We start from the raw sequence: 17181 nt of genomic DNA, 5'->3' as shown, positions 1-17181 counted from the left end.
GACACAACTAGTGTCGCACCTCTTTTTGGCTTTCTTTGGATAAAAGTAAACCGTTCGATTAATAAATGAATCTTAGTACCAACCGTTTGCTTCCCAAAATGCTTTCGCAGCTTCCCAAGAACCATAACGTGAAGCAACATATTGTTCTGCTACTTTTTCTTGGTTCGCAGCAGAGTAATCACCATTCAAGTAAGAAGAATCTAATTGGTAACGTCCGATGTAACGTCCGTTCGTTGCTGTGTAAGAACCGCTTGATTCTTTTTGTGCGATCCATTCTTTTGCAGCATTCGTGCTTGTTGCCGTTGTTGTTGTTTCTGTTGCAGCAGGAGCAGATTGTGTTTCAGCAACAGGGGCTGCTTGTGTTTCTGTTTGAACCGTTTCTTGTACAACAGGTTGTTCAGCTTGGACGGGAGCTTCTTGAACGGTTGCTTGAGGTTCAGCAGCTGCTTGTGCAGAGCCTTCTGTTGGAATCGTTAATTGTTGTCCTGAGTAGATCAGGTTAATGTCAGAAATTGAATTTGATTCTGCAATGGCATTGATCAAGGAGTTGTCACCAACGTATTTTTGAGAAATCGTTGATAGAGTATCACCTGATTGAACGGTATAAGCTTCGTCCGCATGAGCAGTCGTTCCCATGAAGAATGCAGCACCGGCAGCCAAAGTTGTTCCAAAAAGTAAAGTTTTAAGTGATGTCATGAAAAATCTCCTTTATTCGTTAAAAAGTTTTATTTGTTGTGTTCAACGAGGAATACTTTAACACGTGAAAATATTTCATAGGTAAAAGAAGCATGACAATTTATGACAAATCCACGTTTTTTGTAATAAACACAGTAATTTATGAAATGAAAAGGATTACGTTTAAGAAAAACTAGTTTTTTTCATTTATTTTTACTATACATCTATATTTAAGAAAGTGTTAAGGTACATTTTTCTCTATGAAAAGTTTTTGCAGATACATAAAAAAGGAAGATTAAATGAGAATTTAATAGCGTTTCTATTAAAAATACAATTGTAATTTAAAAGTGCTTGACATTGCATGTGAAATCACTTACTTTTAGTGAGTAAAAATATTAAATGAAGGAGCTACATAATGAAAAAGAAAATTATTGCTGGTGGGATTGTGGTTGCATTTCTATGTCTAATTGGCTACACAGGCACGCGTTACGCAAATGAAATTATTTTGTGGGGTGGAGAGACAGATATCGATACAATCAATGAGAATCTGACACAGCTTGACCATACGTTGACAGATAAAGAGCAAAAGATTACAGATCTTACCGCACAACTAGCACAAAAAGAACAGACATTGCAAGATTCAAAGGCAGATGTCCAAGAATACCAAGCAAAAGTAAATGAATTAGAAAACCAAAAAAATCAATCGGCAGCAGAAAAACAAAACTTAGAAAGTCAATTAGTCAGCAAGGATGCACAACTACAAAGCAAACAAAATGAAATCAATTGCGAAACTAGACGAAATCAACCAAAAAAATGATGAAATCAATCGTTTGAATGCAGATTGGACTGCAAGACTACAAGAAGCACAAGCAAAACTTTCAGAATTACAAAATACTGTAAATGGTTTGAACCAACAAATCGCAACACTGACACAAGAAAAAGCAAATTTAGAAACTCAGTTAGCAGATACACAAAAAAAATTAGACGAAGCAACTGCTGAAAACACAAGTTTGAAACAATATATTCAAAAGTTAGAAAAAGCAAAAGGCGAAGTGGAAGATACAGCTGATAAATCTCAACAAATCGTTGAAGAACATTTGAGTAAATAATCTTTTATGATAAGTAACCCTTGATCAGCAATGCGGCGACAGCAATTTATGCTGTTGCCGCTTTTTTGTTAATAAGTAGTCCTTCATCGTCGCAAGAAGAGTTATATGTTCGTTAAGAAAAATAGCTGGACAAAAAAATCACAAGATAAAAAGTGTTTCTTCTTTACAAAAGGGAATGTATGTTCGTATAATAGTAATGAGGTGAAGGCAATGGAGATAAAATATGGAACAGTAGATAAGATTCGTACGTTGCAGGTCAGCGCCAGACCACTGATTCGTTTTAGCTTAAATGAGGTCAATTGTCTGATTGCTTCCCATAGTTTGAACTTCCTAGCTGAAGTAGACGAAGGGATGAAACTAGTTGTTACAGGATATTACAATAATAGAAAACAATTCGTGGTGAGATCTTATCATGTGTTAGGAAAACCAAAAATTGTGGTAGAATATGAGAAAAGTCTATACCCAAGAAAAAAGGTCCAATAAGATGAAAGAATGAACGAGAAAAAGAAAAGCGGCTGAGACAAAAATGTCCTAGCCGCTTGTTTTGAAAGAAAAATGCAGACGATGGGATTTGAACCCACACGAGCGTACGCTCACAAGACCCTCAATCTTGCATGTCTGCCGTTCCATCACGTCTGCATAAATAATAACACAATAATGATAGCGAGGTTTTACATAGTTGTCAAGCTCAAAAAGTGGGAGGTCTTATGAAGATGGAGAAATATGACGGAGAATTTTCAGGACTGGGGATGATCCTAGGCATATTGATTGGCCTTGCATTTGGTCGTTTTATATTTGGGTTGATGCTGGGAATTATTTGTGGGATTGCAATGGATTGGGCAGCAAATCTATGGAATGACTATCATGACCAGTAAGTTCTCAGCGCTTCTCAGCATTTTTTTCGATACTTATGTTTTTCCTAAATAAGTGGCAAATTTTTCTAGGATGGAGTATGATATTGAAATAGTAAATAACAAAAAATTTGGAAAGTTCTAACTTTTTGAAATGAGGGATTGGCTAAGTGATGAGAGAATTTGAAAAATCCAACAAATTAGAAGGTGTTAGTTACGACGTTCGCGGTCCGGTTCTAGAAGAAGCAGAGCGGATGCAAGAAGAGGGCATCAGTATTTTAAAATTGAATACAGGAAATCCCGCACCTTTTGGATTCGAGGCACCAAACGAAGTCATTCGTGATTTGATCATGAATGCCCGTGATTCAGAAGGCTACTCAGACTCCAAGGGAATTTTTTCTGCTAGAAAAGCAATTGAGCAATATTGTCAACTGAAACATTTTCCGAATGTGACGATCAATGATATCTATACCGGAAACGGAGTCAGCGAACTGATCACGATGTGTATGCAAGGGTTGCTAGACAATGGAGATGAAGTACTGGTTCCAATGCCGGACTATCCGTTGTGGACTGCCTCGATTGCTTTAGCTGGAGGTACACCTGTTCATTATATTTGCGATGAAGAGGCAGAATGGTATCCTGATATTGATGATATCAAATCAAAAATAACGAGTCGGACAAAAGCGATCGTCATCATCAATCCTAATAATCCTACTGGGGCACTTTATCCAAAAGAATTGTTAGAAGAAATTGTTGAAGTAGCCCGACAAAACAACCTGATTATTTATTCTGATGAAATCTATGACCGCTTAGTGATGGATGGCCTAGAACATATTCCGATTGCTACATTAGCGCCTGATTTGTTCGTTGTTACGCTGAACGGTCTATCCAAGTCTCATCGTGTGGCAGGCTTTCGAGTCGGCTGGATGGTCCTAAGCGGAGATAAATCACACGTCAAAGGCTATATAGAAGGGCTGAATATGTTGTCTTCCATGCGTTTGTGTTCTAACGTCTTGTCTCAGCAAATCATCCAAACGGCGCTGGGCGGTTATCAAAGTGTTGATGAGCTGCTCCTGCCAGGCGGAAGGATCTATGAGCAAAGAGAATATATCTATAATGCAATCAATGATATTCCTGGTCTTTCAGCTGTAAAACCAAAAGCTGCTTTTTATATATTCCCTAAAATCGATACAAAACGATTCAATATTTTGGATGATGAAAAATTCGTCTTGGACTTTTTACATGAACATCATATTCTGCTCGTACACGGTGGCGGATTCAATTGGAACCAACCAGATCATTTTCGGATCGTCTATCTTCCTAAAATGGATGATTTGAAACAAACAGCTAAGAAAATGAGAGAATTTTTAGCGACATATCGACAAAAGTGACTTAAAAAAAAGCAAATTTTCCAGCAAGAGAGCCACAGACAAATATACTGAGGCTCTCTTTCTAATGGAGATCTCTTAAATAACTAAAGTCATATTATTTAGTTGCAAGTCTTTTCTTGAAGTTTGCGACTTCCTAAAGTAAAATACGGATAGAATGCGAATACGCATATTTTGGGGAGGATACTTATGGAAACGTTAATCGAGTCCTTTGGCACAATCATTAAAGAGATTCGAAAAGAACAAAAAATGACGCAAAAGATGCTTTCGCAAGATATTTGTTCACAAAGTGTACTAAGCCGGATCGAAAATAATGAGGAACTGCCGAATGTATTGGTGATGATGCAGATTTGTCAACGGCTAGGAGTAACGATTGATCATGTGATGAATCTCTCTCGAAAAACTACTCGGACAAACGATAAATTATTTGAACTGTTGGATAGTTGTTTCCAAAAACGTGATTATCGCAAGTTAGAACAAGTACTAAAATCTTCTGATATTTCTGAGAATCTGTATCAAGCAACTGACTTTCAACGATATTATTATTATCTCGGTGTTTGTGAATTCACGTTGCGTCAAAATATTTCTCAGTCTCTTTATTATTTAAAAGAAGCATTAAGCTACTCTAGCCAAAAAGAAAGAATCCATGTCTCTGACACAGAAATACAACTGATTAGTTGTATCGGAAAAATATATGGTGTGGCAGGAAAAACTGCTGAAGCCCGCTACTATTTGAGTCGAAGCATCCAACTGCTGCATCAATCAGCTGATGAACGATCAAAAAGTGAATTTTCGCAAATTTTTTATAATTATGGAAATTTCTTATTCCATCAAAATGAAATTGACGAAGCACTAGAGCAGGTGAACCAAGGAATCTATTGGGCTCAAGAGAAAAATAGTTACTATTATCTCAATGATTTATTTGTGCTTAAGAGCTTGATATACAAGCGTAAAGAAGAACCAGAAAGAGCAGCATTTTATGAAGGATTGGCACAAGCTGTGAAACAAATTTCAAAAAATCTATAAATGGTGTAGACCATTCTTGACTTCTTCTCTAAATAAGAGTACTTTAGAGGTAGAAAAACAAAGGGAGAGAATAGAATGAGAACTTTTATCTATGCTGACAAATTCTTTTTAGCGTCAGGCGTCAAAAATGCAGGCTATCTTGAAATTACCGATGGGCTTTTTGGTGAATACACCAAAGAACTACCTGAGGGAGAAGTCAACATCATTGACCAAAGCGGCAAATGGATTGCTCCTGGTTTGGTAGATACACATATTCACGGCTATATGAATCATGATGTAATGGACAACGATGCAGAAGGTATCAAAGTGATGTCTGAAGGTCTATTATCTTGTGGAGTGACTTCATTTTTACCAACAACATTGACGTCAAGCAAAGAACGTTTAAAAGATGTAGCTGAGACAATCGGCAAAATGTATCAAGAAGCACCAGGAGCTAAAATCAAAGGAATCTATTTTGAAGGTCCTTTCTTCACAGAAGAACACAAAGGGGCACAAAACCCAAGTTATTTCGGTGATCCTGATTTGGATACTTTCCATGAATGGCAAGAAGCTTCAGGCGGTTTGATCAAAAAAATTGCTTTAGCACCGGAACGTCAAGGTGTAGAAGAGTTTGTCAAACAAGTGACTGAAGAAGGAGTAGTTGTTTCTCTAGGGCACAGTAACGCTACGCTAGAAGAAGCGCAAAAAGCTGTTGAAGCAGGCGCCAGCGTGTTTGTCCATGCTTTCAATGGGATGCGCGGATTGAATCATCGCGAACCAGGTATGGTAGGTGCGTTATTATCTTTAGAACATGTCTTTTCTGAATTGATTTGTGACGGACATCATGTACATCCAAATGCGGCAGGAATCCTAATGGAAAAAGCAGGACATGAGCATGTCGCTTTGATTACAGACTGTATGATGGCCGGTGGGATGCCTGATGGAAATTACAATTTAGGTGAATTTCCGGTAGTAGTAAAAGAAGGAACGGCACGTTTGGAATCTGGCAACTTAGCTGGAAGCATCTTGAAATTGAAAGAAGCAATTAAGAATGTCGTGGATTGGGGACTAGCAACACCAGAACAAGCAGTCATGATGGCTAGTCTGATTCCAGCAATCAGTTGTAAAATCGATGACACATGTGGAAAAATCGCTCAAGGACGCGACGCAGACTTTATCGTATTGAACCCTGATATGACATTGGAAGCAACTTATCTAGATGGTGTGGAACGTTTCCACGCATAATATAATCTAAGATAGAGGCTGGGACAGAAGCGTTTAACTCCAAGAAATAAGAAGAAATTCACGAAAATTGCTTTTCAAATTTTTGTGAATTTCAGCTTATTTCCGAAGGAGTTGCTTCTGCTTCCGCCGTTTATACGTGTTTAGAGCGTGAGACAAAAGTGTTCTTTACTTTTGTCCCACGCTCCTTTTTGTGTTCTAACGAATATCACTTTACATAAGTTTCAAAAGTTTCTTTAATTCCTTATTGTTCAATAGTTAACAATATAAAGATAAAATAAAAAATGTTAATACGTATTAGCTAAATAAAAGCATTTTGAATTGTGAATAAATGAACATTAATAGGAGGGAAAAGATGAATTTATTTGATATTTTCCGATCGACTTTGACAGATATGTCGATTGTTAGTGCAATCACTTCAACAGTTTTTATTATATTATTAGGGTTTATTTGTAGAAAAAAGGAAATTTTTTCTGAATCTGTTGGAAAAATCCTATCGAAAGTTGTCTTAACAGCGGCTCTGCCAGCACTTGCATTTCGAGCTTTCATGCAAGATATCAATACAGAACTATTGATGCAAGGAATCAATGTCTTGATTTGGGGGTTAGTGATTTATATTATTCTTATTCTAGTTTCAAGGCCATTTTTCTTAAGTTATAAAGGGGATAAGCAATCAACGTTGCGTGTCCTGACAATCTTTGGTTCTACGACCTTTTTCGGGACACCGATTGTCAGTGCGATTTATGGACCGGTCGGCGTGATGTATTCCTCGATTTTCAACATTGGTTATCGGATCTTTTTGTATTCTTATGGATACATAAAAATGAGTGGCTTGAAGATGGAAGCCAAAAATATCAAAGCGATGTTCGTTAATCCAATCATCATCGCTACTTTTGCCGGCCTTTTCATTTGGCTGTTCCAAGGATATCTTCCACAAGTGTCAATTACAGGTGCAGAAGGAGAGATAAGCCAAGTAGCGTTTTTGCGAATTGACCAGACAGCACCTTGGCTATTTCAGCCAATGGATTATTTAGCTGGTTTAAGTTCGCCATTGGCATGGCTAGCAATCGGCGCAACATTAGGTGAAGTAAGTTTCAAAAAAGCTGCTTCTGAAAAAACATCATGGTATTACAGTTTAGTCAAAGTGGTATTTGTACCTGCATTGAATATCGTGATTTTAGCAGTTTTGACGGCAACAAATATTCTACCGGTCAATTTTGAAGCACTGGCAACGATTGTTATCATGATGGCTACACCAGCCGCAACTGTGGCAGCAGCCTATGCTATCAGTTTTGATAGGGAGGCACTTTTAGCCTCTAATGCATCCTTACTGTCAACTATTTTTGCTGTAGTACTGACACCTGTATGGATCGTTGTATTGCAAATGATTCACGGCATAGGTTTGTTTTGATAGGAAATGGAGGAGGAAAGTATGAGAATCGCATGTTATGGTGTTCGTCCGAATGAGATCGATTTTTTTGAGCAATTGAATATTTACCATTATGAACTGAGTCTTTATGAAGAACTACTGACGCATGACAATATTGAATCAGCTATGGCCCATGATGCTGTACTGCTGAGAGGAAATTGTATAGCAGATGAGATCAATCTTGCAAAAATGCAGAAATATGGGATCCGCTATGTTTTTACCCGAACTGTGGGAGTCAATCATATCAATCTACAAGCGGCAGCTGATTTTGGTATGACAGTAGCCCGTGTCCCATCATATTCGCCAAATGCTATAGCAGAATTATCTTTGACTTTTGCCATGATGCTTTTGAGAAATACAGCGTATACGACGATCCGAACATCTTTCAAAGATTTTCGAGTGGATGAACAAATGTTTAGCCGTGAAATCAGAAATTGCACAGTAGGTATCATAGGAACAGGCAGAATAGGATTGACGGAAGCAGTTTTGTTTAAGGGGCTAGGAGCCAAAGTGATCGGCTATGATATCCATCAGACAGAAGCTGCTAAAAAAGTATTGACGTTTCACTCACTCGAAGAATTGTTAGCAAAAAGCGATATCGTCAGTATCCATGTACCTCACATCCCAGGTGAAAACGATCAAATGATCAATGAAGGATTTTTGGCTCAAATGAAAAGAGGCAGTATCTTGATCAATACAGCTCGTGGAGAGCTTCAAGATAATGAAGCTATTTTAAGAGCTTTGAAAAGTGAACATTTAGCTGGTTTTGCAACCGATGTTTTTGCAAATGAAACAGATGTCTTTTTCCGATCTTTCAAGCCATGGGAGATGATTCCAGATCCTGCTATCCAGCAACTAGTAGAATTGTACCCTAGAGTTCTTATAACCCCTCATGTAGGTTCAAATACAGATGAGGCATTGTCAAATATGATTTCGACAAGCTTCGAGAACTTCCGCGAAATAATAGAAACTGGAAAAACGAAAAATGAGGTATCTCTTCCTAAAGCGCGTCAATTAAAATAAGGAAACATGGGCACGCACCACTAATATGTTTAAAAATAGAGGTTGTGACAGAAGTGGTCAGCTTCAAGAAACAAGAAGGAATTGACGAAAATTGCTTCTCAAATTTTTGTGAAATTTCGGCTTATTTTTCGAAGAAGCTACTTCTGGAACACCATTTATTCGGAAAAACATACTAAGATTAGAGGGGAACATCATTGACGAATGATGTTCTCCTCTATTTTCTATTTTTAGATTATAGTGAAGAGTGAAAGAAAGTTCGAACAAAGCCTTGAGGACTACGAGTCCCTATCAAAAACCGAACTTCTTTACTGTCATTTTAGAATCAGGTTTACGTATGTTGGGGCCATGAGCCCGTGTATAGGAAATTGGAATCGAAATGAAGCAGTAAAGTTCTTTCAAAACTTAAAAAGGAGGAATACAAATGCCTTACATTCTTGCATTAGATGTTTCAATGGGACACAGCTACAGTGTCCTATACAAAGACGACACCTGCTTATTTGAAGACGAGATCGAACACACTCAAAGAGGATTTCATGCATTACTCGAAGAGATCCAGCACTTGCCTGAACGTCCATTGATTGTTTTTGAAGCAACGGGGATTTATTCCAGACCAGTCGAAAAGTTCTTTCAAGATCATCACTTTTCTTACTGTTTGTTAAACCCGTTAGAAGCGAAAAAACAGATGGAAGAAAGCACCTTACGCAGTTGGAAAACAGATAAATCGGATGCCCACCGGCTCGCACAGACTCATCTTAAAAATCAACGTCAGCCAAAAGAAGTACAAAGCAATTTTTACTTAGAGATGCGCGATTTAGCCCGTTTTTATCAAGAGATTGAGAAGAAAATCACTCGTCTGCGCATGGATTTACACAACTGCCTTCAGTTGACTTTTCCAGAGCTTGAACAGTTCTTTTCAAACAGGCTGACCCCTTACGCATTGACATTGATCCGTCTTTTTCCCCATCCAGATTTTGTATTGGCATCTACTCGGACAAAAATAAAAAATAAACTAATCAACGAAACACGGAAAAAAATCTCCGCGAATCGTGCCGAGCAAAAGGCAGATCAAATCATCCACTATGCACAGTGTGCCTACCCAGCTGTTGAAAAAGACAGTATCCACTGTCAAAAAACGATTTATTACGCCGAACTTCTCCAAGATTTACTCGAACAAAAAGAAGCACTGGCGACACAAATGATCAAAAAAGCCGAAGGCTCTCCTTGCTTTTTGTTGTACCAAACGTTCCCTGGGATCGGCGCACTCACAGCCGCTTTATTGCTCGGTGAATTAGGAGATATCACACGATTTAAAACCCATAAACAATTGAATGCCTTTGTCGGAATTGACATCCGACGGTATCAATCAGGTAAGTATACTGGCCAAGACCGCATCAATAAGCGTGGTAATCCCAAAGCACGGAAAATTATTTTCTTCACCATTCGAAATATGATTCGCCAGCAACGCGCAGCTCCTAATCATATTGTCGATTATTACTACAAATTAAAAAAGCAACCTATCCCTAAGAAAGATAAGGTTGCCACAGTTGCTTGTATGAACAAGCTTCTGAAATGTATGCACGCTATGGTTAGGGCACATACAGAGTACGACTATGCGTACGCGGTCTCAGTGGACCATTAACTAAACCACTTACAGTATACCACTTCTTTGCCCAGATCGAAAATTTTTTACGAACGAGGCTTTATTTGGTGTGCCTTGATTTTGTCGCTTTCGTTTATGAGCTATTTTTCTTACACCTTTTACTTGACTAATCGTAGGAAAAGGCTGTGACAAGACTTTTTTCACAGCCTTTATTTAGTATTAGATAACTCGACGACTCAACAATAATCCGTGAGTTTTTTCCGCCCATTCTTTGTCAATTCATAACAGGTTAGTGGTCGGCCAATCTCCAAATATCTGATTCTTTCATTCAGTATATCTTGTTCCACCAAAAAATTTAAATATTTCTTGACGGAGATACGTGAAAGTGCACTTTTTTGAGCCAGTTCTTTTGTTGAAAAAATAGTCTCTTCTTTTAGGATAGATGCACTGATTTTTTTTAAAGTCAGTTTTGACAGACCTTTAGGCAAATCAATGAATGAAGGTGTTTCGTGAATGGGAGTGGTATGGTTGAATACTTGATCGATCAATTTCTGGTCTGCTTTTTCAGTCGTTTGGATCGTCTGGAAGAAAGCAAGGTATTTTTCAATCGCCAACTGGAAACGTTGCAAAGTGAAGGGTTTGATCAAATAATCTAAGGCACCATATCGGATCACATTTTTTATGGTTTCGATATCATCTGCAGCGGTTATCAAGATCACTGGGATATCGTTTCCTTGCTGTCTCAGCCAAGATAAAAAATGGATACCACTTTCGCCAGGCATATATACATCAAGCAACAGCAGATCTGCGTTTTTTTGTCTGAAATATTTTTTTCCTTCTTCTACATTTCTGAAACTTTCGATTACGTTCATATTAGGTATACTTTCCACAAACGTACGATTCAATTCTGCAACCATTGGATCATCTTCAATTATTAGGACATTTGTCATCATTTTGATCTTCCTTTTTTGGTAATTCTAGATAGACGATTGTACCGCCATTTGCTTGTTTGGAAAATTCTAAGATCCCACCGTGACGTTTGACAATTGAATGGATGATATTCAACCCATATCCACGATTGATTCCTTTCGTCGAAAAACCTAGCGTAAATATTTTTTCTGAGATTTCTTCTGATATTCCGACACCGTCATCGCAGACGGTCACGATGAATACTTCCGCTTCTGTGTCATAGTTTAAATGGAGCCGAACCTGTCCGTTTCTTTCAGGCATTTGAAGTACGGCTTCTTTAGCATTATCAAGTAAGTTCCCTAACACTTGCAAAAGTGAATGGATGGAGTCGTCCATCTCCATTTTAGGGATAAAAGAATCGCTTTCTAACAACATTTCAACAGATTGTTCTTTGGCTTCGTTTATTTTTCCTAATAAAAAACCGGCAATCGCAGGGACTTTGATCAGATTTGAGACTTGACCAATCTCTTTTTTATAATTTTGATTTAGCTGTTGGATAAAATGGGTGACTTCTTCATATTTCTTCAAGTCAATCAAGCCAGAAATGACGTGAAGTTTATTCATAAATTCATGAGTTTGAGCTCTCATAGAGTTTATATATTGTTTCGTCCCCCCGAGCTCCTCCATTAATTTCATTACTTCTGATCGATTTCGTAAAGTTGCGACTGCTCCTAAAAAACGGTCATTGCTAAAAAGAGGTGTAACGCTAGAAATAGTTTCTATCCCATTTAAATACATGGATTGAGTCCGAACAGTCGTTTGGTGCTCGATTGTCTCTTTAAACAATACGTCATATAGATTATCGCTGATTTTTTTTCCTACTTCGAAATCCGACAGCCGTTTTGTTTGATAGAAAATATTTTTTGCAGGTGTATTGATCAAGAGGATAGTTTTATCAGAAGAGATGGCCAATATTCCTTCATCTACTTCATTTTCGATAATCGTTTTTTCACTTAACTGTTCCGCTATTTCTTGTGGTTCAAGTCCAAGCAGTACTTTTTTCATTTTTTGGGCAAGAAAAACGGCGCCTATGATGCCTACGCTAAGTCCGATGATCAATGAAAAAACAATCATTTTTTGTCCATCTTTGACCTGATTGTCGATCGTGTTGTTCGTCAAGCCAACACAAACTGCACCAATAATCTCTTGATCATAATAAATAGGGACGAAATAGCGGAAGCCGAACCCTAACATTCCTTCTTTTTCAGAGAAAAATTCTTGTCCTCCAATCACTTTTTTCACATCTTCATGACTTGAGAAAGGAAGGCCGATGTAACTTGGGTCTGCGTGAGAATATCGAATGCCTTCAGGGTCCATGACAACAATAAAATCTAAATTCGATGCCACCATGATTTCATTCGTGATTCCTTGAATCACATGTGTCGGATCACCAGTCTGAAGCTTTTTTTGGATGAGTTTATCGCTGGCAACGATTTTAGCGATGCTAGAGATTCTATCTGACACACTAGATCGGTTCATCGAAAGAATAAAATTCCTAATCAATATGGCAGAAACAATCAAAGAAACGAATGTGGAGAAACAAACGACAAGAATGATCGTATTTTGGAGCTTTAATGGTTTTTTCTTAAGGAAAGGAAACATAGGCTACCTCGAAAGAATTTATTGTGAAAATTTTAACATGAAAAATGAAAATTAACAAATTGGCATTGATAAATAGAAGCTTTCTATGAATAAATACCTTTGAATCGGTGAAAGAAGCTATACAGAATTTTCAAACATTGGTATGATAGACGTAGAAATGGAAGGAGGCGTGTATATGATAGGGGGAATCGCACTTGAGACGATTTATTGGTATACATTGCTGATTTGTGCGGGGTTGGCAGTTCTTTTGATTATTTTTGGAGATGTCTTCGACTTTGATGGCCCACTTGATCCAATGCTTATTATCCCTTGGCTAACTTTTACAAGTTTGTTTGGTTTTCTTGGTGAGCGTCTAACGGATCAATCCTCTTTATTTTTATTTATTGCCAGTGGAGCCATATCGACAGTTTTGGTATTTTTGCTTAATTTCTATCTATTGATGCCGATGAAACATGCCGAATCAACGATGTCGTCTTCTGAAAAGACTTTGGAAGGGCAAGTAGCTGTTGTGATCACACCAATCCCTGTACGGGGCATGGGAGAAATCCAATTAAAAAGTGTTACCGGTTCCATTAGTCGTCCTGCTTGTTTCTACAGCCCCCAAGAACAGATAGCGGAGCGGGGAACGAAAGTATTGATCATTGAGATCAAGGAAAGAATCTGTTATGTCATGCCTTATGAAAGCATGATAAAAGCTTAAAGGAGCGTGTGTTAAATGGGAATACCAGTTGTTTTTATCGCGATCGCAATCGCAGCGTTGATTTTGCTGATGCTACTGATCGTCTTTGTAGCGAAGTACCAAACAGCAAAACCAGATGAAGCGTTGATCATCAGTGGAAGTTATTTAGGAAGCAAAAATGTACACAAAGATGAAAGTGACAACAAAATCAAAATCGTGCGAGGAGGCGGAGCGTTCGTCTTACCGGTTTTCCAACGTTCGAATCGAATCAGTCTATTATCTAGCAAATTGGACGTTTCTACTCCAGAAGTGTATACAGAACAAGGCGTACCGGTGATGTGTGACGGTACTTCGATCATTAAAATTGGTTCTTCTGTAGAAGAGATTGCTACAGCAGCAGAACAGTTTTTAGGTAAGACTAGAGAAGAATTGGAGAATGAAGCAAGAGAAGTATTGGAAGGTCACTTACGTTCGATTCTAGGTTCTATGACTGTAGAAGAAATCTACCAAAATCGTGATAAGTTCAGTCAAAGCGTACAAGAAGTCGCTTCTGTAGACCTTGCAAAAATGGGATTAATCATTGTTTCTTTCACTATCAAAGAGGTCAGAGACAAAAATGGTTATCTTGACTCTTTAGGGAAACCAAGAATCGCCCAAGTCAAAAGAGATGCAGATATAGCAGAAGCAGAAGCTTTAAAAGAAACGCGTATCAAAAAAGCTCAAGCAGAAAAAGAATCACAAGCAGCTGAATTACAACGACAAACAGAAATCGCCGAATCATTGAAAGAAAAAGAATTGAAACTAGCAACCTACAAACAAGAACAAGATGTTGCTAAAGCGAAAGCAGACCAAGCCTACAACTTGGAAAGCGCCAGAGCGCAACAACAAGTAATCGAGCAAGAAATGCAAATCAAAATCATAGAGCGTCAAAAACAAATCGAATTGGAAGAAAAAGAAATTACACGTCGAGAAAAGCAATACGATTCGGAAGTGAAGAAAAAAGCAGATGCCGATCGTTACGCTAAAGAACAAGAAGCACAAGCTCAAAAAGTCAAAGAAGTGACCGAAGCAGAAGCCGAACGTTTCCGTGTGGAAGCACTAGCAGAAGCGGAAGCCAATAAGACAAGGTTAGCTGGACAGGCAGAAGCAGAAGCAGCATTAGCAAAAGGAAAAGCAGAAGCCGAAGCAAAACAAAAAATTGCCAATGCCTTCAAGGAATATGGCGAAGCAGCTGTCTTGAGTATGGTTATCGATATGCTACCGCAATTGATGCGCGAAGCAGCACAGCCGCTAGGAAATATCGAAAAAATCTCTGTTGTCGATACAGGAAGCAGCTCAGGAGAAACCAGTGGAGCGAACCGAGTGACAAATTATGCCACAAACTTGCTTTCTACTACTCAAGAAACATTAAAAGCGACAACAGGACTTGACTTGAAGGAAATCGTAGAGAATTTGTCGACACGTGGGACTACTAGCCAAGTAAATATGTATGAAGCACCAAAAGAGGCAGAACAACACTCGATGAAGGAAGAATAAAGTAGGACACTTCACCGATCAATAAAAAATGGAGGAAGGCTTTTCAAGTCCTTCTCTCCATTTTTTATGTTATTTCAAAAGAAAATCAGTCCTCGCTATTTTTCTTTTGTTTTTGGATCTTAGCTTCTATCTCTTGTAAACTTGTTCGCAGCAATCGTTCTTTCTTTTGGAGTTCGACCAAATCTTCTGATAGTTCTTCCTTCTTTTCTGTTTCAGGCGGACGAAGAAAGAAATTGATACCGATCGCAATGAATGTTCCTATAAAAGTATCTAGTACTCGTTGGATCGCGTACAAAGCAGATTCACCTTGAGGGATACTCAATGCGATCAGCAATAACGTAGCGATTGCGGAAATGATGCCGGAATTATTGTTGATGCCGTCTGACACGACAATCACAATAATTACTAGAATAGGAAGCAGGATCAATTCTACCAAAAAATCATTGTGAAAATAGCTTTTGACAAAAAAATAAATGATAGCTAGTGTACCACCTAATGTGTTGCCAATGATCCTAGATTTTCCAAAAGAAACGGTTGTAGTCAAGTCCTGACGCAAAGAAAAAACAGCAGATAATGCAGCAATCATTGGGATTCCTCGTTGAGTCAAATGAAAAAACAAGATACATAAAAAAACAGCTAAGGCACTTTTGATCGTACGCATACCTAGTCGAAAACGGCCAAATTGCATAGAGATTCTCCTTTTTGTTCTTTTTACCATCATACCTAAACTTTTGTCTGATAGCTAGTTTTTCATTATTCAAGTATAATTAAAACAGAAAAAGGGGGGAGTAAATGCGTATAGGAATGCGAACAATCAAAACGGTGATCAGTGTCTTCTTTTCAATGGTCACAGCGGGTAGCTTATCGCTATTGTATTGGCCAGCTGCAGGAATCATTGCATTATTGAGTGTGGGAAATACAAAACGCTCTACATTGCGTACAGGGATGAATCGAATCGCAGCCTTTATATTAACTACGGCAACAGCGCTGTTCAGTTTTTTTGCTGTTGGGTATACTATTTTTGGCTTCAGTCTTTTTTTATTCCTGTTCATCCCACTTGCCTCTCGCTTCAAATTAACTGAAGGAATCGTCGTAAATTCAGTTTTGGTCACTCATTATTTAGTGGAGGAAAACATGTCTTGGCAGCTGATCGGCAATGAAGCGGGATTAATGGCGATTGGATTAGTATTTGCTTTGCTTGCGAATGTCTATATGCCAGATCGTACGAAGCAGCTGAAGGAAAACCAAATACAGATTGAAAAAGAATTTCGGAATATCTTGAGACAAATGGCAGAATTTCTTTTATCGGAAAATAAAGGAGATGTGCAGATCAAATGCGAACATTTGCTGACATTCATTCGCGAAAGCCAAGAAGATGCCAGAGAACATCAAGAAAACTACTGGCTCAGACAGCCGCTATACTATGAAACTTACTTCTCTATGAGACGAGCCCAGGTCAATGTGATTAAAGACATGTTGGAAAATCTAGAGCGGATCCAACAACCAGCTTATTATGGAAAACATATCTACGGTTTATTGATTTATACGGCAGAAACATTTTCAGAGTCAAATGATGGCAGACAAATCTTAGCGCGTATTGAAGAAGTTTATGTATTGTATCGGCAAATGCCTCTGCCGACTAGCCGCCCTGAATTCGAGGACCGAGCAGAATTGTTCCAGTTTTTGCAGTCTTTTAAAAGTTTTATTGAAATCAAGGCAGAATTCTCCCAACAAAAAATCAAAAAATAGAGGTTTTGAATTCAGCTAATACTCAGGTCAAAAAGCTGATTTCACAACCTCTTTCTTAAACGGTGTTCAATCAGCTGACTCTCGATATTAGCTCAAAAAACGGCAAAATATGAGGAACTATTTTTCCGTTTGTTTCTCTAATATTCAGGTCAAAACGCTGATTTTACAACCTCTTCTTTAAACGGTGTTCTCCTGCCAACTCCTCGGTCACAAGTCACAATATTCAACAAACATGAGAAGCTGTTTTTGAAATTGCTCCTTGTGACTCGGAGCTGAACGGCAGGCTCACGACCTCTTGGTATAAACGGTGTTCAAAAAGCCAGT

Annotated in this window: 15 protein-coding genes, 1 tRNA gene and 1 pseudogene; 12 read left to right on the top strand and 5 right to left on the bottom strand. The window is 38.3% G+C overall.

The window, feature by feature from the left end; translation table 11 throughout:
- Window positions 1-72 precede the first annotated feature (72 nt).
- On the bottom strand, window positions 73-696 hold the full coding sequence (gene apf, locus QK255_RS07790; protein WP_002329110.1) for an aggregation-promoting factor: 624 nt from the start codon (window positions 694-696) through the stop codon (window positions 73-75).
- Between the two features lie 394 nt (window positions 697-1090).
- Between apf and QK255_RS07785 the strand changes: the two are divergent.
- Both QK255_RS07785 and QK255_RS07780 read left to right on the top strand, forming a co-directional pair.
- Window positions 1091-1784 (top strand): annotated as a pseudogene (locus tag QK255_RS07785) (DNA-directed RNA polymerase subunit omega).
- A gap of 210 nt (window positions 1785-1994) precedes the next feature.
- Window positions 1995-2267 (top strand): hypothetical protein, encoded by a 273-nt coding sequence (locus QK255_RS07780; protein WP_002292700.1) that lies wholly within the window; start codon window positions 1995-1997, stop codon window positions 2265-2267.
- Between the two features lie 73 nt (window positions 2268-2340).
- Here the strand turns inward: QK255_RS07780 and QK255_RS07775 are convergent.
- Window positions 2341-2423: transfer RNA gene (locus QK255_RS07775), tRNA-Leu, on the bottom strand.
- Between the two features lie 74 nt (window positions 2424-2497).
- Between QK255_RS07775 and QK255_RS07770 the strand changes: the two genes are divergently transcribed.
- The 7 genes from QK255_RS07770 to QK255_RS07740 all read left to right on the top strand — a co-directional run bounded on the left by QK255_RS07770 (window position 2498) and on the right by QK255_RS07740 (window position 10361).
- Window positions 2498-2659 carry a hypothetical protein gene (locus QK255_RS07770; RefSeq protein WP_002329112.1) on the top strand — a complete coding sequence of 54 codons (162 nt, stop codon included), beginning with the start codon at window positions 2498-2500 and terminating at the stop codon, window positions 2657-2659.
- Window positions 2660-2808: 149 nt separating this feature from the next.
- Complete coding sequence (locus QK255_RS07765) at window positions 2809-4026, top strand: pyridoxal phosphate-dependent aminotransferase (RefSeq protein ID WP_002303757.1); 1218 nt, start codon at window positions 2809-2811, stop codon at window positions 4024-4026.
- A gap of 186 nt (window positions 4027-4212) precedes the next feature.
- Window positions 4213-5049: a helix-turn-helix domain-containing protein gene (locus tag QK255_RS07760; RefSeq protein ID WP_002292704.1), complete on the top strand. Its 837-nt coding sequence runs from the start codon at window positions 4213-4215 to the stop codon at window positions 5047-5049.
- A 75-nt stretch (window positions 5050-5124) separates the two neighbouring features.
- Complete coding sequence (nagA, locus tag QK255_RS07755; RefSeq protein WP_002292705.1) at window positions 5125-6273, top strand: N-acetylglucosamine-6-phosphate deacetylase; 1149 nt, start codon at window positions 5125-5127, stop codon at window positions 6271-6273.
- Window positions 6274-6625: 352 nt separating this feature from the next.
- On the top strand, window positions 6626-7681 hold the full coding sequence (locus QK255_RS07750; protein WP_002291564.1) for an AEC family transporter: 1056 nt from the start codon (window positions 6626-6628) through the stop codon (window positions 7679-7681).
- Between the two features lie 21 nt (window positions 7682-7702).
- Window positions 7703-8722, top strand: coding sequence for a 2-hydroxyacid dehydrogenase (locus tag QK255_RS07745; RefSeq protein ID WP_002291563.1), 1020 nt, complete (start codon window positions 7703-7705; stop codon window positions 8720-8722).
- A 421-nt stretch (window positions 8723-9143) separates the two neighbouring features.
- Complete coding sequence (locus QK255_RS07740) at window positions 9144-10361, top strand: IS110 family RNA-guided transposase (protein WP_002329089.1); 1218 nt, start codon at window positions 9144-9146, stop codon at window positions 10359-10361.
- Window positions 10362-10558: 197 nt separating this feature from the next.
- Here QK255_RS07740 and QK255_RS07735 read toward each other — a convergent pair whose 3' ends face one another.
- Window positions 10559-11275 carry a response regulator gene (locus tag QK255_RS07735; RefSeq protein ID WP_002292916.1) on the bottom strand — a complete coding sequence of 239 codons (717 nt, stop codon included), beginning with the start codon at window positions 11273-11275 and terminating at the stop codon, window positions 10559-10561.
- Window positions 11250-12893: an ATP-binding protein gene (locus tag QK255_RS13355; protein WP_002329113.1), complete on the bottom strand. Its 1644-nt coding sequence runs from the start codon at window positions 12891-12893 to the stop codon at window positions 11250-11252. The genes QK255_RS07735 and QK255_RS13355 overlap by 26 nt, the downstream gene beginning before the upstream one ends.
- A 175-nt stretch (window positions 12894-13068) precedes the next feature.
- Here QK255_RS13355 and QK255_RS07720 point away from each other — a divergent pair, with 175 nt between their 5' ends.
- Both QK255_RS07720 and floT read left to right on the top strand, forming a co-directional pair.
- On the top strand, window positions 13069-13593 hold the full coding sequence (locus QK255_RS07720; RefSeq protein ID WP_002292922.1) for an NfeD family protein: 525 nt from the start codon (window positions 13069-13071) through the stop codon (window positions 13591-13593).
- 15 nt (window positions 13594-13608) lie between these two features.
- The gene (gene floT, locus QK255_RS07715; protein WP_002292923.1) at window positions 13609-15108 is read left to right on the top strand and encodes a flotillin lipid rafts scaffold protein FloT; all 1500 of its coding nucleotides are present in this window, start codon (window positions 13609-13611) and stop codon (window positions 15106-15108) included.
- A gap of 85 nt (window positions 15109-15193) precedes the next feature.
- On the opposite strand, the gene QK255_RS07710 is transcribed toward floT, so the two are convergent.
- Complete coding sequence (locus QK255_RS07710) at window positions 15194-15796, bottom strand: FUSC family protein (protein ID WP_002292924.1); 603 nt, start codon at window positions 15794-15796, stop codon at window positions 15194-15196.
- A gap of 104 nt (window positions 15797-15900) precedes the next feature.
- On the opposite strand from QK255_RS07710, the gene QK255_RS07705 reads away from it, so the two are divergent.
- Window positions 15901-16857 (top strand): aromatic acid exporter family protein, encoded by a 957-nt coding sequence (locus tag QK255_RS07705; RefSeq protein WP_002292925.1) that lies wholly within the window; start codon window positions 15901-15903, stop codon window positions 16855-16857.
- Window positions 16858-17181: the final 324 nt, after the last annotated feature.

The sequence above is a fragment of the Enterococcus sp. ZQ21 genome, from assembly GCF_030053755.1.
GTDB lineage: Bacteria > Bacillota > Bacilli > Lactobacillales > Enterococcaceae > Enterococcus_B > Enterococcus_B lactis.
This window is presented reverse-complemented; position numbering and strand designations above follow the sequence as displayed.